The 23,015-nt window shown below is 68.5% G+C and carries 22 protein-coding genes and 1 pseudogene; 9 read left to right on the forward strand and 14 right to left on the reverse strand.

All coding sequences use genetic code 11. The features are described from left to right. The 3 genes and pseudogenes from A5773_RS25875 to fni all read right to left on the reverse strand — a co-directional run. Positions 1-75: pseudogene (locus A5773_RS25875) on the reverse strand (MarR family transcriptional regulator); the annotation flags it as partial. A 27-nt stretch (positions 76-102) separates the two neighbouring features. Continuing rightward, positions 103-1,353, reverse strand: a complete 1,251-nt coding sequence (locus tag A5773_RS00850) for a glycosyltransferase (protein WP_066952387.1) — start codon at positions 1,351-1,353, stop codon at positions 103-105. A gap of 11 nt (positions 1,354-1,364) precedes the next feature. Beyond that, a complete protein-coding gene (gene fni / locus A5773_RS00855) occupies positions 1,365-2,411 on the reverse strand; it encodes a type 2 isopentenyl-diphosphate Delta-isomerase (protein WP_067266006.1) in 1,047 nt (348 codons plus the stop codon). A 145-nt stretch (positions 2,412-2,556) separates the two neighbouring features. Here fni and A5773_RS00860 point away from each other — a divergent pair, with 145 nt between their 5' ends. From A5773_RS00860 to A5773_RS00875, 4 genes are all read left to right on the forward strand, one after another. After that, complete coding sequence (locus A5773_RS00860) at positions 2,557-4,656, forward strand: MMPL family transporter (protein ID WP_067266003.1); 2,100 nt, start codon at positions 2,557-2,559, stop codon at positions 4,654-4,656. Further along, positions 4,653-5,132: a TspO/MBR family protein gene (locus A5773_RS00865; RefSeq protein WP_067266000.1), complete on the forward strand. Its 480-nt coding sequence runs from the start codon at positions 4,653-4,655 to the stop codon at positions 5,130-5,132. The genes A5773_RS00860 and A5773_RS00865 overlap by 4 nt, the downstream gene beginning before the upstream one ends. Before the next feature lie 15 nt (positions 5,133-5,147). Beyond that, positions 5,148-6,476 carry a deoxyribodipyrimidine photo-lyase gene (locus A5773_RS00870; RefSeq protein ID WP_066952378.1) on the forward strand — a complete coding sequence of 443 codons (1,329 nt, stop codon included), beginning with the start codon at positions 5,148-5,150 and terminating at the stop codon, positions 6,474-6,476. Between the two features lie 133 nt (positions 6,477-6,609). Continuing rightward, positions 6,610-7,161 carry a DUF4333 domain-containing protein gene (locus A5773_RS00875; protein ID WP_067788945.1) on the forward strand — a complete coding sequence of 184 codons (552 nt, stop codon included), beginning with the start codon at positions 6,610-6,612 and terminating at the stop codon, positions 7,159-7,161. Between the two features lie 7 nt (positions 7,162-7,168). Here A5773_RS00875 and A5773_RS00880 read toward each other — a convergent pair whose 3' ends face one another. Continuing rightward, complete coding sequence (locus A5773_RS00880; RefSeq protein ID WP_066952374.1) at positions 7,169-7,906, reverse strand: acyltransferase; 738 nt, start codon at positions 7,904-7,906, stop codon at positions 7,169-7,171. A gap of 177 nt (positions 7,907-8,083) precedes the next feature. Here A5773_RS00880 and A5773_RS00885 point away from each other — a divergent pair, with 177 nt between their 5' ends. Further along, entirely contained in the window at positions 8,084-9,337 is a 1,254-nt protein-coding gene (locus tag A5773_RS00885) for a PQQ-binding-like beta-propeller repeat protein (protein WP_066952676.1), read from the forward strand. 18 nt (positions 9,338-9,355) lie between these two features. After that, complete coding sequence (locus A5773_RS00890) at positions 9,356-9,745, forward strand: DUF6264 family protein (RefSeq protein WP_067265998.1); 390 nt, start codon at positions 9,356-9,358, stop codon at positions 9,743-9,745. 3 nt (positions 9,746-9,748) lie between these two features. Here the strand turns inward: A5773_RS00890 and A5773_RS00895 are convergent, their stop codons facing one another. The 8 genes from A5773_RS00895 to ctaD all read right to left on the reverse strand — a co-directional run bounded on the left by A5773_RS00895 (position 9,749) and on the right by ctaD (position 18,193). Continuing rightward, positions 9,749-10,432, reverse strand: coding sequence for an esterase (locus A5773_RS00895; RefSeq protein WP_066952370.1), 684 nt, complete (start codon positions 10,430-10,432; stop codon positions 9,749-9,751). 59 nt (positions 10,433-10,491) lie between these two features. Further along, positions 10,492-11,694: a class I SAM-dependent methyltransferase gene (locus A5773_RS00900; RefSeq protein ID WP_197505521.1), complete on the reverse strand. Its 1,203-nt coding sequence runs from the start codon at positions 11,692-11,694 to the stop codon at positions 10,492-10,494. Beyond that, entirely contained in the window at positions 11,691-12,665 is a 975-nt protein-coding gene (locus tag A5773_RS00905) for a class I SAM-dependent methyltransferase (protein ID WP_066952368.1), read from the reverse strand. The genes A5773_RS00900 and A5773_RS00905 overlap by 4 nt, the downstream gene beginning before the upstream one ends. Before the next feature lie 10 nt (positions 12,666-12,675). After that, on the reverse strand, positions 12,676-13,440 hold the full coding sequence (locus A5773_RS00910) for an enoyl-CoA hydratase (protein ID WP_067789101.1): 765 nt from the start codon (positions 13,438-13,440) through the stop codon (positions 12,676-12,678). Next, positions 13,437-14,258, reverse strand: a complete 822-nt coding sequence (locus A5773_RS00915) for an NUDIX domain-containing protein (RefSeq protein ID WP_067788948.1) — start codon at positions 14,256-14,258, stop codon at positions 13,437-13,439. The genes A5773_RS00910 and A5773_RS00915 overlap by 4 nt, the downstream gene beginning before the upstream one ends. Then, positions 14,255-15,085, reverse strand: coding sequence for an ABC transporter ATP-binding protein (locus A5773_RS00920; protein WP_067788951.1), 831 nt, complete (start codon positions 15,083-15,085; stop codon positions 14,255-14,257). The genes A5773_RS00915 and A5773_RS00920 overlap by 4 nt, the downstream gene beginning before the upstream one ends. A gap of 94 nt (positions 15,086-15,179) precedes the next feature. Continuing rightward, the gene (gene serB / locus A5773_RS00925) at positions 15,180-16,418 is read right to left on the reverse strand and encodes a phosphoserine phosphatase SerB (RefSeq protein ID WP_066952362.1); all 1,239 of its coding nucleotides are present in this window, start codon (positions 16,416-16,418) and stop codon (positions 15,180-15,182) included. A 14-nt stretch (positions 16,419-16,432) separates the two neighbouring features. Then, entirely contained in the window at positions 16,433-18,193 is a 1,761-nt protein-coding gene (gene ctaD, locus A5773_RS00930; RefSeq protein ID WP_067210920.1) for a cytochrome c oxidase subunit I, read from the reverse strand. Positions 18,194-18,395: 202 nt separating this feature from the next. Here ctaD and A5773_RS00935 point away from each other — a divergent pair, with 202 nt between their 5' ends. Both A5773_RS00935 and A5773_RS00940 read left to right on the forward strand, forming a co-directional pair. Further along, positions 18,396-19,478 (forward strand): iron-siderophore ABC transporter substrate-binding protein, encoded by a 1,083-nt coding sequence (locus A5773_RS00935; protein WP_232001784.1) that lies wholly within the window; start codon positions 18,396-18,398, stop codon positions 19,476-19,478. 117 nt (positions 19,479-19,595) lie between these two features. Further along, entirely contained in the window at positions 19,596-20,636 is a 1,041-nt protein-coding gene (locus tag A5773_RS00940) for an NAD(P)-dependent alcohol dehydrogenase (protein ID WP_066952360.1), read from the forward strand. Here A5773_RS00940 and A5773_RS00945 read toward each other — a convergent pair. Continuing rightward, positions 20,631-21,068, reverse strand: coding sequence for a DUF3349 domain-containing protein (locus A5773_RS00945; protein WP_066952358.1), 438 nt, complete (start codon positions 21,066-21,068; stop codon positions 20,631-20,633). The two genes, A5773_RS00940 and A5773_RS00945, sit on opposite strands and share 6 nt — an antisense overlap. 118 nt (positions 21,069-21,186) lie before the next feature. Here A5773_RS00945 and A5773_RS00950 point away from each other — a divergent pair, with 118 nt between their 5' ends. After that, complete coding sequence (locus A5773_RS00950; protein WP_082948027.1) at positions 21,187-21,795, forward strand: restriction endonuclease; 609 nt, start codon at positions 21,187-21,189, stop codon at positions 21,793-21,795. 70 nt (positions 21,796-21,865) lie between these two features. Here the strand turns inward: A5773_RS00950 and nrdF are convergent, their stop codons facing one another. Next, entirely contained in the window at positions 21,866-22,840 is a 975-nt protein-coding gene (nrdF, locus tag A5773_RS00955; protein WP_170826133.1) for a class 1b ribonucleoside-diphosphate reductase subunit beta, read from the reverse strand. Positions 22,841-23,015: the final 175 nt, after the last annotated feature.

Here is a 23,015-nt window from a genome sequence, read left to right on the forward strand (position 1 = left end):
GCCCAGGGGGGTGAAGAACGAGCGCGCCAACGCCATGCCCGGTTCTTCATAGCGGACCAGGGCCGGGCGCCGGTCGATGAGTAAGACCGGCGATCGAGAGACCTAGCGCACCGGCCGCCGGGCCGCCGGGCCGAGCACCCGCTGCTCGATCAGGTCCGCCCCGCGCTGCACACCTCCGGTCGCGGCGAACCCGGCAGCCACGCGGCGTGCGCCGTCCGCCATCGTCATCGCCGCGCGTACCTTCGCCCTCAGCCGTGCCACGGTGAGGTGTTTGGCCGCCAGGCGGGTGCCGCAGCGAGCGACCTCGACGCGCCGGGCGACTTCGGCCTGGTCCCGCGCGAACGGCACGACGCAGACGGGTACGCCGCGGTCGAGGGCCTTCAGCGTCGTCCCCATCCCCCCGTGCGTGATGGCGCAGCTGGCCCGCTCCAGTACCGCACCGTGGGGAACGAAGCGGCATATGGTCGCGTTCGGTGGCCGGGGAAGGTCGGGCGGTATGCCCGCGGGGAACGTCGCCACCACGTGCACGGGCTCATCGGCCAGCGCCCGCAGCGCGGTCCGCCCCAGCGCGGCGTCCGGCTGTTTGATCGAGGACGTGTTCACCAGCACCACTGGCTGCTCGATGGCGGCGACCCACTCCGGCGTGGGCCGCTGGGTGGGTTCGAATACACACGCGCCGATGTGGTGAACCAAACCGTCCCAGCCGGGGTGCCGATACTCGAATGGCTCGCCGCCGACGGCCAACAGCAGCGGTGCGCGCCGCACGAAGTCGTCGACCGAGGCGACCGGCGCCACCCCCAGCCCGGCGCGAATGGCGTTGACTCGCGGCAGCATTGGCCGATCGAACAGGTGCCGGACGATCGGTCGCACCGAGGCGTCCCGCAAGTCGCCGACAATGCCGGGAAGCGGTCGAAAGCCCGGGCCGAAGGGCGGAACGCCTCGGGACCGCAGGTATGGCGTGAAGGGCGAGAACACCAGCCATGGGATGCTTCCGGCATCCGCGGCCGACATCGCCCCCCAGCAGTTCGCGTCCACGATGACGGCGTCCGGGCGGACCGCGTCCACCGCGCGCCGCAGGTCCTCGACCTCGAGCACCGCGCGCCGGCAGAGCACGTCGATGGTCAACTTCAAGACTTCCAAGGCGTTTCGGGCTCGCCAATCCTCGCCGACGATCGCCTCGATGTCCGGGGCGACGGGCTCGGCGTGCACGCCGACCCCGCGCATCGTCGCGACGCCGGCCGCCATGGTGCGGGCATGAACCTCGTGACCCCGGGCGGCGAGCTCGGCCAGCAGCGCCCCGGCCGGCAGCAGGTGCCCGAGGGCCGGCGACCCGTAGGCCAGTATCACCGCCATGTCACACGCCGCTACGAGGCTGGCGTGAGGTCGACGGCGCGCAACCCCGAAAGGCTTGCGACACCGCAACCGTGCAGGCAGACGCGAAGCTCGTCGATGAACGGCTGCAGCCAATCGACAACGGCCGCAGCGGAATCGATCGCGGCTGGCAGCAGCGGCCGAGCCACCGCCACCACGTCGGCGCCCAACGCGATCGCCTTGGCCGCGTCCATACCCGTGCGGATCCCGCCCGAGGCCACCAGCGGGATCTCCGGCAGCACCTCCCGCACCTCGACGATCGCCGTGGCGGTCGGGATGCCCCAATCGGCCAGGTGCGGGTACCGCAGCTCGCCGTAGCGGACGAACTGCTCGACCCGCGACCATGACGTACCACCGGCGCCCGCGACGTCTATCCCGGAAACGGGCAAGTCCCCTTCGTCCCCAACGAGTTCCGCGGCCGCCGCGCCGCCGATCCCGTGGCCGACCTCCTTGAGCAGGACCGGGCAATCTATCGCGTCGGCCACATCCCGCAGCCTGGCCAACGACCCGGAGAAGTCGGTGTCACCATTGCTCTGCATCGCTTCCTGCAACGGATTAGTGTGCACCGCAAGCGCATCGGCGCCCACCCGGTCGAGAGCCTTCGCGAGCTCGGGCACGGCGGCCTCGGTCAGCTGGGCCAAGCCGATGTTGCCGAACAGCAAGACATCCGGGGCCACATCACGAACGGTGAAGCTGGCCGCCGCCCGCTCACCCAGCGCGCTGTCGAGCATTATCCGCTGCGACCCGAGCATCATCCCGACACCAAGCTGTTGAGCGGCCGCGGCCAAGTTCCGGTTGATGGTGCCCGACAACTCGGCGCCGCCGGTCATCGCACCGATCAGAATCGGCGACCGCAGGTTCGCACCGAAGAATTTGGTGGAAAGGTCGATGTCGCCGAGGCTGGTCTGGGTCAGCGCGTTGTAGGGCAACCGGTAGCGCTCCAGCCCGGTACTGAGCTGCTCGTAGTTGACCTGCTCACCGAGGCACACGTCGATGTGCCGGCGCTTGCGAGTGGTCAGCGGCCCGCGGTCGGCCGTCACAGCGGGCACCCCGGCGCGACGAACCCCCGGCCCCTGACATCCATAATGTTCATAGTGCCCCTTGTTGCGTGCCGTCGGCGCCCTAATGCGTGACGATGCGTAATTTCAGTTGATTAATGGTTAATATACTGAAAGACTTTGATCCGTGGTGTGGGATGGCTTGGCCGCAGCCCTGACGGGACGGCGCTCGTGGCTGTTCGCGCTGGGCGCGCTGCTGCTGGGCATTGGTTTCATGGTGGTCGTCGGCGCAAACGCGGCGGCGGGGCAGGCGCCGTTGTCCGTGCCGCCGGCTTCCGATTCGGCCCGGGTCGACGCCATGACACGCCAGTTTCCCGCCGGGGATCACGTTCCGTTGATCATGGTCGCCAGCCGCACCGACGGCGCCGCGCTCGCCCCGGCCGACATCACCGCCGCACAAGCGGCCCGCGACCGCATGCAGGCCGCCATCCGCCCGGACGGCGCCGTGGCGGCGCCACCGGCGCAGGTGTCCACCGACGGCAAGGCGGCCATCGCGGTGGTGCCCGTCAGCGCCGATCTTTCGGGGCTGACCCTGAGCGACGCGGTCGCCAACCTGCGCAAAACGGCCTCCACCGGCCTGCCGGCGGAGCTGCAGGTCCACGTGACCGGCGGCCCGGCGTTCGGCGCCGACATCGCCGGTGCGTTCACCAATGCCAACGTCACTCTGCTCGCGGTGACGGCCTCGGTGGTGGCACTGCTGCTGATCGTCACCTATCGCTCCCCGGTGCTATGGCTGCTGCCCCTGCTGGTGGTCGGGTTCGCAGACCGGGTCGCGGCGGCGGTGGGTACCGCCGTGGCGTCGCTGACCGGGCTGAGCTTCGACGGCGCCACCTCCGGAATCACCAGTGTCCTGGTGTTCGGCGCGGGCACCAACTATGCGCTGCTGTTGATTTCGCGCTATCGGCAGGAGCTTCGGCACACAACCGAACATCGAGACGCCTTGCGCCACGCGGTGCGAATGGCGGGGCCCGCGATCGTCGCCAGCAATGCCACCGTGGTGCTGGCGTTGCTTACCTTGCTGTTCGCCTCGACGCCCAGCACACGCAGCCTGGGCGCGCTGGGGGCGTGCGGACTCGTGGTCGCCGCGGTGTCGGCCCTGGTGATACTGCCACCGCTGCTGGGACTGTGCGGCCGTCGATTGTTCTGGCCCTTCATTCCCCGCCTCGAGGACAACCCGACCACGGATTCCGGTGTCTGGCATCGCGTCGGGGAGTGGGTGAACCGGCGTCCGGCACTGGTCGCGGCCGTCACGATCGCGGGTCTGGCGGCCCTAGCCACCGGCCTACTGGGCACGCGCATCGGTTTGTCGCAGACCGAGCAGTTCCGGGTCCACGCGGATTCGGTGGCCGGTTACGACATTGTGGCCGCGCATTTTCCGGCCGGCCTGGCCAACCCCACGCTCGTCGTCGCCCCCAGCGACCCGCGGGTGGCGCAGGCCATCACGGCGACCCCCGGCGTGACCTCGGCGACCGATTCCGGCCACTCGGCGTCCGGGCTGACGAAGTGGTCGGTGGTGATCGATGCGCCGCCATCCTCCGATCAGGCGTTCAATACCGTTGCCGCGCTGCGTGATACAACCAAGTCTGCCAACCCGGCGGCGCTGGTGGGTGGAGCGGATGCGCAGGCACTCGATGTTCGCAACGCGGCTACCCACGACCGGCATGTCCTGATCCCGGCGATTCTCGCGGTCATCCTCGTCGTGCTCTATGTCCTGCTGCGCTCCGCACTTGCGCCGCCCACGCTGCTCGCGGCGACGATCCTCGGGGCACTGGCCGCGCTCGGCCTGGGCGGCTGGGCGAGCGGCCACGTTTTCGGCTTTCCGGCGCTGGACAACAGCACGCCGCTGTTCGCCTTCCTGTTCCTGGCCGCCCTCGGGGTGGACTACACCATCTTCCTGGTCACCCGCGCGCGCGAGGAATCCGCGCGGCGCGGCGCACGGGCCGGGATGGTCGCGGCGGTGTCGGCCACCGGTGGCGTCATCACCAGCGCGGGAATCGTGTTGGCCGCCGTCTTCTGCGTGCTCGGCGTGCTGCCGCTGATCGTGCTGACCCAGCTGGGAATCATCGTCGGCCTGGGCATCCTGCTGGACACCTTCGTGGTCCGCACACTGGTCATCCCCGCGCTGTTCGCCGTCATCGGTGACCGTATCTGGTGGCCCGCCGCACCGAAACCCGCCAAAGCCGTTGCAGCACAAGTCGAGTATCAACACGAACGGAGCACGCCGTGAACAAGTCAACCCTGGCCGCGACAAGCCTCGCCGTCGCCATCGCCGGCGGATGCGGAAGCATCGCGAGCGCCAAGGCCGTTCCCGTCTGGTACGCGCGGCTGCGCAAGCCGCCGTACCAGCCTCCCAATGCCGCCTTCCCGGTGGCGTGGACCACCCTTTACGGCGACATCGCGGTCACGTCCGCCGTGGCCATCGACCGGTTTCGCGCGGCGGGACAACACGATAAGGCGCGCCGCTACGCCGTGGCGCTCGGGCTCAACCTTGTTCTCAACGCCGCGTGGAGCTGGATATTCTTTCGTTTCCACAAACTCGGCGCGTCCGCGGTCGGTGCCGCTGCCCTGACGGCTAGCAGCGTCGACCTCGCGCGCCGGACCGCACAAGCCGACCCGCGGGCCGGCCTAGCCTTGTCGGCGTACCCGCTATGGTGTTCGTTCGCGACCGTCCTGGCGACCCATGTTTGGCGGCTGAACCGCTGAGGAAACCAGCGAATCATGCCGACCCTCTTATGGTTTCGCCGCGACCTGCGGCTGAGCGACCATCCGGCGCTGAACGCCGCGGCCGCCGACGGCGAAGTGCTCGGCTGTTTCGTGCTCGATCCGAAGCTCGAGGCTTCCTCCGGCCGGCGCCGCCTCCAGTTCCTGGGTGACTCGCTGCGACAGCTGCGTGACGACCTGGATGGCCGGCTACTGGTGACCCGTGGGCGGCCCGACAAGGTGATCCCGCGCATCGCCGGGGAGGTCGGTGCGTCGGCCGTGCACATCTCCGGAGATTTCGCGCCGTACGGCACGCGCCGTGACGAAAAGGTGCGTGCCGCATTGGATTCCGTTCCCCTGGTGGCCACCGGATCGCCGTACCTGGTCTCGCCGGGCCGGGTCACCAAGAAGGACGGCACCCCCTACCAGGTGTTCACCCCGTTTCTGCGTCAGTGGCGCGAGTCCGGCTGGCGGGCACCGGCGAAATCGAGTGCCGGCTCCGCGCGCTGGCTCGATCCGGCGCAGCTGCCGTTCGAGCAATCCGAAATCCCAGATCCCGGTGCCGAACTCGACATCGCTGCCGGCGAGGCCGCGGCCCGCAAGCAGTGGAAGTCGTTCGTGGACAACGGGTTGCAACGCTACGCCGAGGAACGTAATCGGCCCGATATGCACGGCACCAGCCGGATGTCGGCGTATCTGAAGTTCGGCAGCATCCATCCCCGCACCATGGTCGCCGATCTCGACCTCCGTTCCGACGGGGCCCAGGCTTATGTGCGCGAGTTGGCATTCCGTGACTTCTACGCCGATGTGCTGCATCACCGGCCGGCCAGCGCCTGGCGCAATTGGAACAGCCAGTTCGACGGCATCCGTACCGACACGGGTTCCGACGCGAAACGCCGCTTCGAGTCCTGGAAGGCCGGCGAAACCGGCTTCCCGATGGTGGACGCCGGGATGCGTCAACTGCGCGAGACCGGCTTCATGCATAACCGGGTGCGGATGATCGTCGCATCGTTTCTGGTCAAAGACCTGCACTTGCCCTGGCAGTGGGGCGCCGAATGGTTCCTGGACCAGCTGGTGGACGGGGATATGGCAAACAACCAGCATGGGTGGCAGTGGTGCGCGGGGTGCGGTACCGATGCCGCGCCGTACTTTCGGGTGTTCAACCCGACCACCCAGGGCGAGAAGTTCGACCCGTCCGGGGAGTACATCCGGCGGTGGGTGTCCGAGCTGCGCTCGGTCGACGACGCACACCTGCGCACGGGCGAGCGGCCGGCCGACTATCCGGCACCGATCGTCGACCACGGCGCCGAGCGCGCAGAAGCGCTGCGGCGCTACCAGAGCATCTGAGCCACCAGCCACGCCAGCCCACTCGGCAACGAATTGTCGCGTGCGTGAATGTTTGCTCAATCGCCCTACCCGAAGCTAGTTGGCATGCAATTATCAGCCGATTCACAGTTGTCAAGCCGCTCGGGAGGCACTAATGGCCCACTCCATCGTTCGCACGTTGCTGGTCTCCGGTGCCGCCGCGGGATTGCTGGCCGGCGTCAGCGCCTGTTCGTGTTCCGTGGACTCGTCGCACACGGTCAGCAAGAGCGATGTGGCCAGCCAGATCACCTCGAAGCTCACCGACGCCGCGGGCAACAAGCCCGATTCGGTGAACTGCCCGAACGACCTGCCGGCAAAGGTTGGGGCGCAGCTCAATTGCGAGATGAAGGTCAAGAACCAGACGTTCAATGTCAACGTGACCGTGACGAGCGTGAACGGCAATGACGTCAAGTTCGACATGGCGGAGACGGTCGACAAGAACCAGGTCGCCAGCATCCTCAGCGACAAGCTGACCCAGCAGGTGGGCAGGCGACCGGACGCGGTGACCTGCCCCGACAACTTGAAGGGTGTCCAGGGCGCGACGCTACGGTGCCAACTCGTCGACGGCAACGACAAATACGGCATCGCGGTGACCGTCACCAACGTCGACGCCGGCGACGTCAACTTCGATTTCAAGGTCGACGACCACGCTGAGCCGGCCGCCTAGTAACTCTCTAGCGTGCAGCCTTCTTGCGCTCGATGTCGGCGAGCGCCGCGGCCAGTTCCGCCCGCTGGGCGGCCGAGCTCTCCCAGGCGAGCTGGCGGTTCTTGACCACCTTGGCCGGCGCGCCGACCGCGATCGAGTAGTCGGGGATGACACCGCGGACCACGGCATGTGACCCCAGCACGCAGCCACGCCCGACGGCCGTGCCGCGCAGCACCGTCACCTTCACCCCAACCCAGGTGTCGGGCCCGATCCGCACCGGCGACTTCACGATGCCCTGGTCCTTGATCGGCAGGTTGATGTTGTCCATGCGGTGGTCGAAGTCGCAGACGTAGCACCAGTCGGCCATCAGGACCGAATCGCCAAGCTCGATGTCGAGGTAGGCGTTAATGACGTTGTCGCGGCCCAGCACCACCTTGTCACCGAACCGCAGTGAGCCCTCGTGGGCACGGATCGTGTTCTTGTCGCCGATGTGCACCCAGCGGCCGATCTCCAGCTGCGCGAGTTCGGGCGTCGCGTGGATCTCCACGTCCTTGCCCAGGAAAACCATCCCCCGGGTGATGATGTGCGGGTTGGCGAGCTTGAACTTCAGCAGCCGCCAATACCGCACCAGATACCAGGGTGTGTAGGCGCGGTTGCGCAACACCCATCTCAGCGACGCCAGCGTGAGGAACTTGGCCTGGCGCGGGTCCCGCAGGTTCGATCCACGCCAGCGGCGATGGACCGGCGCGCCCCACATGCTCGTCATGGCCGGACAGCCTAGCGATCAACCGCGCCGAGATCTCCACGGGTTACCCTCACCTGTACTCGATCGCTGCCCATGCCGACGTCCGCGGAAAGGATCTGGGGAATCCAAGTGCGTGCCCGACATCTGCTGCGTGGGCTTCGGCGTTGGTCATCCGCGCTGCTGGCCGCCGCGACCACGATGGGGCTCGGCGGTTGCGCCAACACCGACTCCTGGGTCGAGGCGTCAGCCTCGGCCGGCTGGCCCGCGCAATACGGCGACGCCGCCAACAGCAGCTACACCGGCACCAACGGCGCCACCAAGCTGGCGCTGGGGTGGACGCGCTCCGTCAAGGGGAGCTTGGCCGCGGGCCCGGCGCTGAGCGCGCGCGGCTACCTGGCCCTCAACGCGCAAACGCCGGCCGGATGTTCGCTGATGGAGTGGGAGAACGACCACAACGGCCGGCAGCGCTGGTGCGTGCGGCTGTTCCAGGGCGGCGGCTTTGCGGGCCCGCTCTTCGACGGGTTCGACAACCTCTACGTCGGCCAGCCCGGCGCGTTCCTCTCCTTCCCGGTGACGCAGTGGACGCGGTGGCGACAGCCGGTGATCGGAATGCCCGCGACGCCGCGGTTTCTGGGACACGGGCAGCTGCTCGTGGCGACGCACCTGGGCCAGGTGCTGGTCTTCGAGGCGCACCGCGGCGCGGTGGCCGGCAGCCCGATGGATCTGGTCGACGGCGTCGATCCCACCGACTCGACGCGCGGGTTGGCCGATTGCGCGCCGGCCCGGCAGGGCTGCCCGGTGGCCGCCGCACCCGCTTTTTCGGCGGCCAGCCAGATGGCGGTGCTCGGCGTATGGCAGCCGGGCGCCCCGGCCGCGGGACTGGTCGGGCTGAAGTATCACCCCGGGCAGACGCCCTTGCTGTCCCGGGAGTGGACCAGCGACGCCGTCGGGGACGGTGTCATCGCCAGCCCGGTGTTGTCCGCCGACGGGTCGACCGTCTATGTCAACGGCCGCGACCAACGACTATGGGCCCTGCACGCCGCCGACGGGAAGGTGAAATGGTCGGCGCCGCTGGGGTTCCTGGCACAGACCCCGCCCGCGGTCACGCCCGACGGCCTCATCGTGGCGGGCGGCGGGCCCGACACCCGGCTGGTGGCATTCAAGGACGCGGGCGATCACGCCGATCAGGCGTGGCGCCGCGACGACGTCGTCCCGCTGTCGTCGTCGAGCCTGGCCGGCGCCGGCGCCGGGTACACGGTCGTCAGCGCCCCGACCGCAAACGGCGCGCCCGGTATGTCGCTGCTGGCCTTCGATCCGGGGAATGGCCACACGCAGGGCAGCTACCCGCTCCCGGCAGCCACCGGATATCCGGTGGGGGTCGCGGTCGGCACCGATCGCCGCGTAGTGGCCGCGACCAGCGATGGCCAGGTGTACGGTTTCGCACCGGCATGACCGGGCCATACTGAGCCCATGGCCACCGATGACGACGAGATGCAGGGCGCTGTCGCCGCCTACTCCAGAAAAAGCGAGCGCAACCTGGCGGTGGACCGCACCGCGACCATTGTGCTGCTCGCCGTCCACGCTTTCCTGGTCGCCGTCACAATCGGCGTGCTGAGCCTGTTCGTCATGGGCACCGACCCGTGCGGCTCCCGGAAGTGCGGCGACCCGGCATGGATCGATCGCGCCATGTTCCTGGGTCTCGGCGGCGGCGCCCTCGTCTTCGTTATCGCCCTGGTCGTCGCCATCCGTCGCCTCACCCGGCGCCGCACCGCCTTCTTCGTTCCGCTGCTCGGTTGCCTCGCGCAGGTGGCGCTGGCCGTGGGCGCCGCGGCGATGGAGACACTGGCCGGGCCGGTCTAGCTGTCAGAGCGTCAGCGGCGGGATGGCGTTGCGGGGCACCTCGGCTTGGACCGGCCCGGCAAACGCCGGCAGCATCTCACCGGGCGCGAAGTAGAAGATCAGCTGATCGTCGGTGATCGCAAAGTTCTGATAGTGCGTCGGATCGTGGCCGGTCGAAGGCAAAATGGTTGCGCCCAATGGGGTTTGGCGTGCCAGGTCGCGCTGCACGACCGGGAAGATGCTGTCCAGCGGCGTGGTGCCCGGCGCAAACAGGTTGTCGAAGGTGATGGGCTGCTTCGTCCCGAGGTTGTAGTTGAACGCCTTGTACCAGATGGAGGGGTGCGACCCGCCGAGGTCCTGGAAGAGCTTGAGCACCACGCTGCGGGTGTTGTGCGGCGGCTGACCGGAGCTGCGTTGCTCGGTGGTGGCCTCCAATTGGTAGGGCTGATCGCGCGACCCGGAGCTCTGCGCGACGTTGACGAAACCGTCCCGGTTTTGCGTGATGTAGTCGGTCAGCGCCTGCTCGTCGGGATAGTCGGCGGGAAACACCATGTTGAGCATGTACGTGGGACCGGTGGCGCGCACACGGCACATCTGGCCGTCCTCCATGGCGCCGCCGAGGCTGACGCACGACGGTGGGGCGGCGGCGGCCGGCCAGCCCAGCAGGGCGGCCGATGCGAGCACCACGGCCGCTATCAGATAACGCATCCTTCTATTGTCCTTGCAGATTGGGCGGGGCTGGCGCCTCCAAGAGCGATCCCACCAGCCTACCGCGAGGGCCTGCATACGAACGCCGTCGCGCGACCGGCGGCGCCCGACCCGATGCGCGTGATGACCACGGACAGGGGCCGGCCACCGCGCAGCCGCATCCGTCGGCGCAGCGCGTCCGGATCGACCCGTACTCCGCGAACCAGGACCTCCAGCGTCCCGCAGTCCAGCGCCGACAACGCCTGGCGGAGCCGTCGCTCGTCGAACGCCAGCCGCTCGAGCACCTCGAAGCCGCGGACCGCCGCCGGCAGTGTGTCCCCCGACAGGTAGGCGATGTCGGGGTCGAGTTGCCACAGCCCGTGCCGCGCCGCGTAGTGGCGAACCAGCCCCGCCCGGACCACGGCGCCGTCGGGATCCACTATCCATCGCCCGGCGGGCCGCACCGGGCAGTCGTCCGGGTCGGTGTCCGTGATCTGCTCACCCCGGTCGAGGACGCTGGCCCGTCGGCGGACGCCGCTCTGCGCCAGTCCGCGCGACCACAGGCACGCCTCCCGTACCGCGCCGCGATAGGACGTCACCTCGATCTCGCCACCGAAGCCGAGTCGGCCCACTTCGTCGAAATCTATTCCGGGAGCAGATTTTACGACGAGATCACGGTCCTGATAGGTGTCGATCAAGGCTCCGAGGCCCGGCCGGTAGTCATCGATGCGCAAGCGGCGGCGCCCGCCGCCACGGCGCGCCGGGTCCACGAGCACCGCGGTGTCGCGGGTCACCGGCACCAGCGCGTCGGCGCGGCAGAGGTGGGCCGCCTCGCCCAGGTTGTGCCGGGCCATCGCCAGCCGCACCGCATCGATGTCGCTGCCCACCGCCCTGACCCCGACCCGGCGCAGCGCGGCCAACTCGGTGCCGATCGAACAGGTCGCGTCGTGCACGACGACTCCCGCCTCGGCGAGCCGCCTGGCGCGGTGCAAAGCCACCGGGGCCGCGGTGGCCTGCTGCAGCGCCTCATCGGTGAAAAGCCATTCTGACACCGGGATTTCGGAGCCCAGCGCGCTCAACTTCTCGGTGGCGCGCCGGCGCAGCAACGTCGTTTCCACCAACACCGCCGCCCGGTCGCCGAATCGGGCGCGCGCGGCGGCGATATCGGCGACTCGGGTGGCGTCGGTCAGCTCGAGCTCGGCGACCTCCGCCAGCGCCGCGGCACCCGATTCCGACCGCAGATAACGGACGTCCCCGGCGCCGAACGTGAGGCCGTCACTCAGGAGGGCTTGACCCCGGTGATCATCACGTTGTAGAACCAGCCCTTCGGCGCCAGGTGGCGCATGACGTTGGCGTCGAGCCAACTCAGTGTCTTCCAGCTGGTGAACGCGAACTTCGCCCAGCCCCAGCCGAGCCGCCCGGGCGGCACCGCGCATTCGAACGTGCGCAGCGGCCAGCCCAGCATCGCGGCGGTGAATTCGACGGTGGCCGTTTCAACTTCGGCCGCACCGGCGTCGACGGCCAGCCGCTCCAGGTCGTCCGGCGTGAAGGTGTGTAGGTCGACGACGGCCTCCAACGCCGCGGCGCGGGAGGATTCGTCGAGTTCGGCCTGCGGTCGCCGCCAGCCGTCCAGACCGGGCAGCTTGGTGACGTTGGTGGCGACGCGCCAGGTCAGGGTCGACAACGTGCGGGCGTAGGTGTCGCCGACGGTGGTCGGCTCGCCGGCGAATACGAACCGGCCGCCCGGCCGCAGCACCCGGACGACCTCGCGCAGGGCCAGCTCTACGTCGGGGATGTGGTGGAGCACGGCGTGCCCGACCACCAGGTCGAATGTGTTGTCCTCGTACGGAATGCCCTCGGCGTCGGCGACCCGGCCGTCGATGTCCAGCCCCAGCGACTGCCCGTTTCGGGTGGCGACCTTGACCATCCCGGGCGACAGGTCGGTGACCGATCCGCGGCGGGCGACCCCGGACTGGATCAGGTTGAGCAGGAAAAACCCGGTGCCGCAACCTAATTCGAGTGCCCGATCGTAGGGCAGCTCGCGCAGCACCTCGTCGGGCACGATGGCGTCGAAGCAGTCCCGCGCGTAGTCCACGCAGCGCTGGTCGTAAGAGATCGACCACTTCTCGTCGTAGGACTCGGCTTCCCAGTCGTGGTAGAGGACCTGCGCCAGCTTGCTGTCATGCCGGGCGGCTTCCACCTGCTCGGCCGTCGCATGCGGGTTGGGAACGGCATCGGTCGAACTCGTCGTCATGCAGGGCAGCCTAACGGGCGCCGGATTCGGAGTCGTCTTCACCGCTTCCACCAGCGGCGAACACGTCGGCGTAGCGGCGCCGCTCGGCGGCGGCCCGGTCGGCCGGGCCCAGCTCGAACACGTCGTTGATGCCGGCCTTCGCGGCGGCCAGCGCGTGCCGCGGGCCGTCGAGGAAGCGGCGCGCCCACCCCGCGGCGGTGTCGTACACGTCGTCGGGGGCCACCATCTCGTCGATCAGGCCCAGCTCCAGCGCCTCCTCGGCGTCGAAAAACCGGCCGCTGAACACCAGTTCCTTCGCCTTGCTCGCCCCGGCCGCGCGGGTCAGCCGGGCCATGCCGTCACCGCCGGGGATGAGGCCGGCCAGGACCTCCGTCGCGCCGAACTTCACGTTGTCACCGCTGACGCGCCAATCGGCGGCCAGGGCCAGCGTGAGCCCGGCGCCCAGCGCGTACCCGGTGATCGCGGCAACGGTCGGCTTCGGGATCCGCGCGACGGCGTCGATGGCCTGCTGCCGCGCCCGGGCCGCCGTCTCGGCCTCCGGTCCGGACAGCGTCCTCAGCTCGGGCATGTCGTCGCCGGCCGAGAAAATCTCGTGGCCACCGAACAGGATGACCGCCGCCACGTCGTCGCGCTCCCCCAGTTCGGCGGCCGCGGAGACGATCTCCCGGTAGAGCTGACGGGTCATCGCGTTCGTCGGGGGTCGCGACAGCAGCAGCATGGCCAGCCCGGCGTCTTGCGAGCCGTCGCTGACCACGGTGCTGACGAACTCGCTCAATGCCGCCACCCCATCCCGCCGGCTTCGCGTGCCTGGTGGTAGCGGTCGGAGTCGAAGAACTCGAAGACCCAGTTGTCGCCCTGGATCTCCAGGTGCGGCTGCACGGTGACGATCTGCCGTTCGACGGCCAGCACTTCCGCGACGGTGCGCCCAGCCAGTGAATCCAGCTGAGTCCACGTCGGCGGCAGCAGAAAACAGCGGCCGGCCGAGAAGTCGTCGATGGCGGCCTGCGGCGTGGTCCAGCCGGCGCGGTCGGATTCGGTGTTCTCGCCGTCGGCCCGCTGCCCGTGCGGCAGTGCGCCCACAAAGAAGTAGGTGTCATAGCGGCGGGTGCGCTCGGCTTCGGGGGTGACCCAGTTGGCCCACGGCCGGAGCAGGTCGGAGCGCAGCTCGAGGTTCTCCCGGCGCAGGAAATCCGCGAACGACAACGTGCCGTCGGCGAGCGCGCGGCGGGCGTCGGCGTACACCGAGGCGTCGCCGACGATACCGTCCGGGTCACCCGCGGGCCCCGCGAACAGCACCCCGGATTCCTCGAAGGTCTCCCGGGCCGCCGCGCAGACCAGCGCCTCGGCCAAGTCGGGCTCGATGCCGAACCGCTGCGCCCACCACTGTGGCGGCGGGCCGGCCCACGCGATGTCGGCGTTACGGTCGCGGTCATCGACGCCGCCGCCGGGGAACACCATCGTCCCGGCCGCGAACTCCATCTTGGCGTGCCGGCGCATCAGGAAGACCGCGATACCGCCCGGGTCGTCGCGGACCAGCATCACGGTCGCCGCGGGCCGCGGCACCAGTGGGGCCTCTTCTTTCGGTGACGTCATAGCTGCCTCCGGTGGGCTGCGCGGGTGCGGACGCGGCGGGCGAAATAGCGCCCGTCGACCACGTCGAGGGCGATCGACTGGCCGAACGCGGTGGACAGGTTCTCCGCGGTCAGGACGTCGGTCAGCAGCCCCGCGGCGACCACCTGTCCTTCGGACAGCAGCATGCAGTGGCTGAAGCCGGGCGGGATCTCCTCGACGTGGTGGGTGACCAGCACCAGCGCGGGCGCGTCGGGGTCGGCCGCGAGGTCGGCCAGCCGCGCCACCAGCTCCTCGCGCCCACCCAAGTCCAAACCGGCAGCCGGTTCGTCGAGCAGCAGCAGCTCCGGATCGGTCATCAAAGCGCGGGCGATCAACACCCGCTTGCGCTCGCCTTCCGACAGCGTTCCGTAGCTCCGAGACGCGAGGTGCTCGGCGCCCAGGCTCTCCAGCATGTCGACGGCCCGGCGGTAGTCGACGTCCTCGTAGCGCTCCCGCCAGCGGCCCAGCACCGCGTAGCCGGCCGAGACCACCAGGTCGCGCACCACCTCGTCGGTGGGCACCCGCTGCGCCAGGGCCGACGAACTCAAACCGATCCGGGAGCGCAACTCCGACACGTCGACCCGGCCCAGCCGCTCGCCGAGCACGAAGGCCACACCCGACGAGGGGTGCTCGGCGGCCGCGGCAATCCGCAGCAGCGACGTCTTGCCGGCCCCGTTCGGGCCGACGATCACCCAGCGCTCGTCGAGTTCGACCGCCCAATCCAACGGCCCGACGAGGGTGTGGCCGCCGCGCCGCAGCGACACTTTCCTGAAGTCGATCAGCAGATCGGGGTCGGCCGCCTCACTCATCTGGTCGGCTCCACCCCCGGATTCTCTCGAATCCTCGAGGCTCACCTCCGGCGTCCATTTTTGGGCACCCGACCATCGTGCCGTACCGGGGCCGCTACTCGTCGGGCGGGATCTCCACCCTGCGGACCTCGCCGTCCACCGCGTCGGCGGCCTCGATTTCGCCGCGGGTCACGCCCAGCAGAAACAGCACCGTGTCCAGGTACGGGTGGCTCAGCGAGGCGTCGGCCACCTCACGCAACGCCGGCTTGGCGTTGAACGCCACCCCCAGCCCGGCCGCGGCCAGCATGTCGATGTCGTTGGCGCCGTCGCCGACGGCGACGGTCTGCGCCATCGGGACCCCGACCCGCTGCGCGAAGTCCCGCAGGGCCGCCGCCTTGCCGGCGCGGTCGACGATCGGGCCGATGACCCGCCCAGTGAGTTTGCCGTCGACGATCTCCAGCTCATTGGCGGCGACGTAGTCCAGCATCAGCTCCTCGGCCAACGGCTCGATGATCCCCCGGAAGCCGCCGGACACCACACCGCAGTGAAAACCCAAGCGCCGCAACGTCCGCAGCGTGGTCCGGGCCCCGGGCATCAGCTCCAGCTGATCGGCGACCTCGTCGATCACCGTGGCCGGCAGACCCGCCAGGGTGGCCACCCGCTGTTCGAGCGACTGCGCGAAGTCCAGCTCGCCCCGCATGGCTGCGTCGGTGATGGCGGCGACCTTCCCCTCGGCGCCCGCCCGGGCGGCCAGCATCTCGATCACCTCGCCCTGCACCAGCGTCGAGTCCACGTCGAACACGATCAGCCGCTTGGCCCGGCGCTCCAGGGTGTAGTCCTCGACGGCCACGTCGACGCGTTTCTCGGCGGACACCTGGTTCAGGGCCGTCCGCAGCGCGGCGTCCGATCCCGGCGGCACCGAGACGCGCAGCTCCAGGCCGGTCACCGGGTAGTCGGAGACGCCGCGGATGAGATCGATGTTGACCCCCAGGCCGGCCACCGCCCGGGCCACCGCGCCGAACGCACCGGCGGTGATGGGCCGGCCCAGCACGAAGATGGTGTGCGTCGAGGGTTCCCGGATGATCGGCACGTCGTGGCTGTGCTCGATGGTGACGTCCAGGCCCACCCCGCGGATGGCCGACTCAACGTCACGGCGCAGGTCGGGACCGTCGGCGACGTCCGCGGGACAACACACCAGCACGCCCAGGGTCAGGCGGTGCCGAATCACCACCTGTTCGACGTTGAGCAGCTCGACGCCGTGCCCGGAGAGCGCCTCGAAGAGGGCCGAGGTGACGCCCGGTTGGTCCACTCCGGTGACGGTGATCAGCACCGACACCTTCGGTGGTGTGCTCACCCCCGACTCAGCCGCTACTGCTCAGGGGTCGAGCGATCGGGCTCGGTCCGTGGACCGAATCCCTTCGGCGATTCCAGAGCCGTGGCGTGGCGCCCCACATGCGCCTCGGCGCGCAGCCGCTCCACCATGTGCGGGTAGTGCAGCTCGAAAGCCGGTCGCTCCGAACGGATCCGGGGCAGCTCGGTGAAGTTGTGCCGCGGCGGCGGGCAACTGGTCGCCCACTCCAGCGAGTTGCCGTAGCCCCACGGGTCGTCGACGGTCACCACCTCGCCGTAGCGCCAGCTCTTGAAGACATTCCAGACGAACGGGAACATCGACGCGCCCAGGATGAAGGCGCCGACCGTCGAGGCGATGTTGTACGGCTGGAAGCCGTCCGAGGGCAGGTAGTCGGCGTAGCGGCGGGGCATGCCCATGTCGCCGAGCCAGTGCTGCACCAGGAAGGTGGTGTGGAAGCCGATGAAGGTCAGCCAGAAGTGCAGCTTGCCCAGCCGCTCGTCGAGCAGCCGGCCGGTCATCTTGGGGAACCAGAAGTAGACGCCGGCGAACGTCGCGAACACGATCGTGCCGAACAGCACGTAGTGGAAGTGCGCGACCACGAAGTAGGTGTCGGTGACGTGGAAGTCCAGCGGGGGGCTGGCCAGCATCACGCCGGTCAGACCGCCCAGCAGGAAGGTCACCAGGAAGCCCACCGAGAACAGCATCGGGGTCTCGAAGGTGATTTGGCCCTTCCACATCGTGCCGATCCAGTTGAAGAACTTGATCCCCGTGGGCACCGCGATCAGATACGTCATGAACGAAAAGAACGGCAGCAGAACGGCTCCGGTGGCGAACATGTGGTGTGCCCACACCGCGACCGACAACGCGGCGATCGACAGCGTCGCGTAAACCAGGGTGGTGTAACCGAATACCGGCTTGCGGGAGAACACCGGGATGATCTCGGTGATGATCCCGAAGAACGGCAAGGCGATGATGTACACCTCGGGATGGCCGAAGAACCAGAACAGGTGTTGCCACAGCAGCACCCCGCCGTTGGCCGCGTCGTAGACGTGGGCCCCTAGATGTCGATCGGCGGCCAGCCCGAACAGCGCGGCGGTCAGGATCGGGAACGCGATCAGGATCAGGATCGACGTCACGAGGATGTTCCACGTGAAGATCGGCATCCGGAACATCGTCATGCCGGGCGCGCGCATGCACACCACGGTGGTGATCATGTTGACCGCACCCAGGATGGTGCCCAGACCGGCGACGATCAGGCCCGTGATCCACAGGTCTCCCCCGGCGCCGGGCGAGTGGACGGCGTCGGACAGCGGCGTGTAGGCCGTCCAGCCGAAGTCGGCGGCGCCACCCGGGACGATGAAGCCCGCCGACGCGGTCAGACCGCCGAACAGGAACAGCCAGAACGAGAAGGCGTTCAGCCGCGGGAAAGCCACGTCGGGCGCGCCGATCTGCAGCGGCAGCACCAGGTTGGCGAACCCGAACACGACCGGCGTCGCGTACAGCAGCAGCATGATCGTGCCGTGCATGGTGAACAGCTGGTTGTACTGCTCATTCGACAGGAACTGCAGCCCCGGCGCGGCCAGCTCGGTGCGCATCAACAGGGCCATCAGTCCGCCGATGAAGAAGAAGACGAAGCAGGTGACCGTGTACATGATCCCGATCATCTTGTGATCGGTGGTGGTGATCAGTTTGTAGACGAGGTTCCCTTTGGGGCCGGTCCGGTCCGGGTACGGACGAACGGCCTCGAGTTCTCCCAAGGGGGGCGCTTCGGCTGTCAACAGCTTCTCCAAACATCCGGATAGGACAGGGGCCCCAAAAACAGAGCTGACACGAATCTTAACCGTCGATCCTGCCGACGTCAGGGCTGGTCCTACAAACTGTCGTAAACGGGTCGGCGGCGCGCTGTGTCCGTTCGGAGGGCCAAGCCGCGAGCCGGCGGGTGTTAGCGTCTGACGCGTGCTTTTCGGCGTGACCCGACCCGTGTCCCTGCGCGCGGCCGCCGCGCTGACGGCGGCGCTCGCCGTCGCGTGCAGCGGTTGCGGATCGGGCAAGCCCGGAACTATGGCGCCGACTCCCACGCTGGTCACCCCCACCACCCAGATCGCCGGGGCGGGTGTGCTCGGAAACGACCGCCGCCCCGACGAGTCGTGCGCACGGGATGCCGCCGCGGCCGATCCGGGGCCGAAGACGCGGCAGGCCCACAACGCGGCCAGCGTCACCCCGGACATGGTGCAGGTGCCCGCCGAGCCTCAGCGCATCGTGGTGCTCTCGGGCGACCAGCTCGACGCCCTGTGCGCGCTCGGCCTGCAATCGCGGGTGGTCGGCGCCGCGTTGCCGGACGGGTCCTCGAGCCAGCCTGCCTACCTGGGCAGCGCGGTGCGCGGCGTGCCCGGCGTCGGGACCCGCAGCAACCCGGACCTGGCCGGCATCGCGGCGACCCACCCCGACCTCATCCTGGGCTCGCAGGGGTTGACGCCCAAGCTCTACCCGCAGCTGGCCGCGATCGCCCCGACGGTGTTCACCGCGGCCCCCGGGGCGGCCTGGGAAGAGAACCTGCGCGGCGTGGGCGCCGCGACGGCGCGCGGTGCCGCGATGGACGCGCTGCTCAACGGCTTTGCGCAGCGGGCCAGCGACGTCGGCGCCAGGCATGACGCGTCCCACTTTCAAGCGTCCATCGTGCAGCTGACCACCGACACGATCCGGATCTACGGCACCAACAACTTCCCGGCCAGCGTGCTGGGCGCCGTCGGGGTGGACCGGCCGGCGGCCCAGCGGTTCACCGACAAGCCGTACATCGAGATCCGCGCCACCGACGACGACCTGGCCAAGAACCCGGACCTCTCCGCCGCCGATGCCGACGTCGTCTATGTGTCGTGTGCGTCACCGGCGGCCGCCCAGCGCGCCGCCACCGTGCTGGACAGCAACCCGTGGCGCAAGCTGTCCGCGAACCATGACAACCGCGTCTACGTCGTCAACGACGAGCTGTGGCAGACCGGCGAGGGCCTGGTCGCGGCCCGCGGCATCGTCGACGACCTACGCCTGGTCAACGCCCCCATCAATTAGCGCGCGGGCGAGCGGATACCCGCGGCCCTAAGGTGAGAACGAGCGGCCTCCGGTTGGCCCGGGACCATTACCTTAGCTAAACTTTTGCAGACGCGACCACATCGAAGAGGGATATTCATGAGCACTGTTTCGGCGTACGCCGCGACGTCGGCGACCGAACCGTTGACCAAGACCACCATCGAGCGGCGTGACCCCGGCCCACACGACGTAGCGATCGACATCAAGTTCGCCGGCATCTGCCACTCCGACATCCACACCGTCAAGGCCGAGTGGGGTACGCCGAACTACCCCGTGGTGCCCGGCCATGAGATCGCCGGCGTCGTCTCCGCGGTCGGCTCCGACGTCACCAAGTACAAGGTCGGTGACCACGTCGGCGTGGGCTGCATGGTGAACTCCTGCGGCCAGTGCAGCAGTTGCAAGGCCGGGCTCGAGCAGTACTGCAAGCCGGGCGCGACCTTCACCTACAACTCCGTCGACAAAGACGGCACGTCGACACAGGGCGGCTACAGCCAGGGGGTCGTCGTCGACGAGAACTTCGTCGTGCGCATCCCCGACTCGCTGCCGCTGGACAAGGCGGCGCCGCTGCTGTGCGCGGGCATCACGCTGTTCTCGCCGCTGCGGCATTGGAAGGCCGGCGAGGGCACGCGGCTGGCGATCATCGGCCTGGGCGGCTTGGGGCACATGGGCGTCAAGCTCGGTGCGGCGATGGGCGCCGAGGTGACCGTGCTGTCGCAGTCGCTGAAGAAGATGGAGGACGGCCTGCGGCTGGGCGCCAAGCACTACTACGCCACCGCCGACCCCGACACCTTCAAGAAGTTGCGGAACAGCTTCGACCTGATCCTGAACACCGTGTCGGCAAACCTGAAACTCAACGACTACCTGAGCCTGCTCGACGTCGACGGCACCCTCGTCGAATTGGGCATTCCCGAGCATCCCATGGAGGTGGGGGCGTTCCCGCTGGCGCTGGCGCGGCGCAGCCTATCCGGGTCGAACATCGGCGGGATCGCCGAAACCCAGGAAATGCTGGACTTCTGCGCCGAACACGACGTGACGCCCGAAATCGAGCTGATCGAGCCGGATTACATCAACGAGGCCTACGAGCGCGTCCTGGCGAGCGACGTTCGCTACCGCTTCGTCATCGACATCTCGAAGCTATGAGGCGACCTCGGACGGCTCTTCGGGCGTGCGGTCACGGGCGATTACTTCGGCCGCCTCCGCGTGCTCGTCGTCGGGGACAACCTCGCTGACGTCGATGCCGGCCAACGGCCATCCGGCCGCGGCCAATGTGGCCGCCACCCGGATGATGTTTTCCTTGCCGGCGTCGAATTGCGTCATGTCGGAAATGAATTCGGCGATCTCGTCGCGATCGATGGGGTGATCGATGGTCTCCGGAGACCCTTCCGTCGCGGTGATGTGACGCACCACCTCGCGGATCTGGTCTTCGGTCAGCGGTGTGCTGCGCAGCAATGCCATCAGCGGCACGCGGTCCGGGCCGGGGACGCCGTTCGGGTAGCCGACCTGCAGCCACTGGATCACTGAGCGGCAGAAATGGTGGCGGTGATCCTTCTCGGAGGATGCGGTTTTCGTCACCAGAACAGTGTCAGGGCAGTGGCATCACCGGCGCTAGCGAGCCGTCGCTCCCTGCCCACAATTCACATGCCGTTCATTGCCCGAACATGTCCGGGACGGGCGCGGCGCCTGAGGTTAAATGGCACGTCTTGTCGCTGCCCATCCCTACGATCGAGGCGTGCTCAAGGCGCTCGTCGTGCTCCCGTTGGCCTGCGGCGTGGTCGTCGGCGTCGTCGACCACAGCCCTGCGACGGGTTTCGTGGCGTTCTACCTGATGCTGCTGCTCGAGGTGCTGGTCGGGTGGTCCACCAACCGGCAATGGCCGCGCGGGGGACGGGCCGTATTCGCGGCCGTTGACGCGATGGACGGGGTCGAGTTCGAGGGCTATGTGGCCGCCCGCCTGCGCCGCGCGGGGTGGCGGGTCGCGTTCACGCCGCCGGTCGGCGACTACGGCGTCGACCTGATCGCGGAAAAGGGTGGCCACTCGGTGGCCGTCCAGTGCAAGCGCCACGGCAAATCGGTGGGCATCGCCGCCGTCCAGCAGGTGGTCTCCGGCGCCCGCCACCACGGGTGCGTCAGGAGCATCGTGGTGAGCAATCAGGAATTCACCCGGGCCGCAAAGCAATTGGCGCATACCCATGGCTGCCAATTGATCGGCCGCAAAGTATTGCAGGCTTGGGTGCCGCCGCCGGCATGGAGCGCCAAGAATCCCGCGGGAAGAAAATCGGCCCAGCCGGCGTCTGAATAGGAGATCGGGCCGGCCCCAGTCCCTCCCCCCCGACGTGTGCGGCCGGCCCGATTCTCACCAACCTGCGGTTTTAGAAGTCCCAGTCCTCGTCTTCGGTGACGACGGCCTTGCCGATCACATAGGACGAACCCGAGCCGGAGAAGAAGTCGTGGTTCTCGTCGGCGTTGGGCGAGAGCGCCGAGAGAATCGCCGGGTTCACGTCGGTCTCGTCCCGCGGGAACAGCGCCTCGTAGCCGAGGTTCATCAGCGCCTTGTTGGCGTTGTAGCGCAGGAACTTCTTGACGTCCTCGGTCAGCCCGACCTCGTCGTAGAGGTCCTGGGTGTACTCCACTTCGTTGTCGTAGAGCTCGAAGAGCAGCTCGTAGGTGTAGTCCTTGAGCTCGGCGCGCTTGGCCTCGTCGACGAGCGCCAGCCCGCGCTGGTACTTGTAGCCGATGTAGTAACCGTGCACGGCCTCGTCGCGGATGATCAGCCGGATCATGTCGGCGGTGTTGGTCAGCTTGGCCCGGCTCGACCAGTACATCGGCAGGTAGAAGCCGGAGTAGAACAGGAAGCTTTCCAGCAGCGTGGAGGCCACCTTGCGCTTCAGCGGCTCGTCGCCCTTGTAATACTGCATGACGATCTCGGCCTTGCGCTGCAGGTTGGGGTTCTCCTCCGACCAGCGGAAGGCATCGTCGATCTCGGCGGTCGAGCACAGCGTGGAGAAGATGTTGCTGTAGCTGCGCGCGTGCACCGACTCCATGAACGCGATGTTGGTGTAGACGGCTTCCTCGTGCGGCGTCAGCGCGTCCGGGATCAGGCTGACCGCGCCGACCGTGCCCTGGATGGTGTCCAGCAGTGTCAGCCCGGTGAACACCCGCATCGTCAGCTGCTTCTCGCCGGGGGTGAGCGTTGCCCACGACGGGAGGTCGTTGGACACCGGCACCTTCTCGGGCAGCCAGAAGTTCCCGGTCAGCCGGTCCCAGACCTCGGCGTCCTTCTCGTCCTGCAGCCGGTTCCAGTTGATCGCCGAAACGCGGTCAATCAGCTTCATGTTTTCGGTCACCAGAACCCCACTTCACCCGCCGTTTTGCCTGAGGGACGTCAGGCTCCAAACACTACCCCTGGGGTGCGACAACGGAGCGGAACACAAGAACTTGTGTTTGCGTGTCGCGGACACACCCGCATTCATCTGGAGTCCCCTCCCAGTATCTACCCAAGACCGCACGCGCGATGTACCA

The sequence above is a fragment of the Mycobacterium sp. 852014-52450_SCH5900713 genome (assembly GCF_001667075.1).
Taxonomy (GTDB): domain Bacteria; phylum Actinomycetota; class Actinomycetes; order Mycobacteriales; family Mycobacteriaceae; genus Mycobacterium.

Bases quoted from the DNA above. Each gene is read 5' to 3' on its own strand.
- A5773_RS00850 (WP_066952387.1), bottom strand. From the start codon at position 1,353: ATGGCGGTGATACTGGCCTACGGGTCGCCGGCCCTCGGGCACCTGCTG.
- A5773_RS00870 (WP_066952378.1), top strand. From the start codon at position 5,148: ATGCCGACCCTCTTATGGTTTCGCCGCGACCTGCGGCTGAGCGACCAT.
- A5773_RS00875 (WP_067788945.1), top strand. From the start codon at position 6,610: ATGGCCCACTCCATCGTTCGCACGTTGCTGGTCTCCGGTGCCGCCGCG.
- A5773_RS00880 (WP_066952374.1), bottom strand. From the start codon at position 7,906: ATGACGAGCATGTGGGGCGCGCCGGTCCATCGCCGCTGGCGTGGATCG.
- A5773_RS00885 (WP_066952676.1), top strand. From the start codon at position 8,084: ATGGGGCTCGGCGGTTGCGCCAACACCGACTCCTGGGTCGAGGCGTCA.
- A5773_RS00890 (WP_067265998.1), top strand. From the start codon at position 9,356: ATGGCCACCGATGACGACGAGATGCAGGGCGCTGTCGCCGCCTACTCC.
- A5773_RS00895 (WP_066952370.1), bottom strand. From the start codon at position 10,432: ATGCGTTATCTGATAGCGGCCGTGGTGCTCGCATCGGCCGCCCTGCTG.
- A5773_RS00905 (WP_066952368.1), bottom strand. From the start codon at position 12,665: ATGACGACGAGTTCGACCGATGCCGTTCCCAACCCGCATGCGACGGCC.
- A5773_RS00915 (WP_067788948.1), bottom strand. From the start codon at position 14,258: ATGACGTCACCGAAAGAAGAGGCCCCACTGGTGCCGCGGCCCGCGGCG.
- A5773_RS00920 (WP_067788951.1), bottom strand. From the start codon at position 15,085: ATGAGTGAGGCGGCCGACCCCGATCTGCTGATCGACTTCAGGAAAGTG.
- A5773_RS00940 (WP_066952360.1), top strand. From the start codon at position 19,596: ATGAGCACTGTTTCGGCGTACGCCGCGACGTCGGCGACCGAACCGTTG.
- A5773_RS00950 (WP_082948027.1), top strand. From the start codon at position 21,187: ATGGCACGTCTTGTCGCTGCCCATCCCTACGATCGAGGCGTGCTCAAG.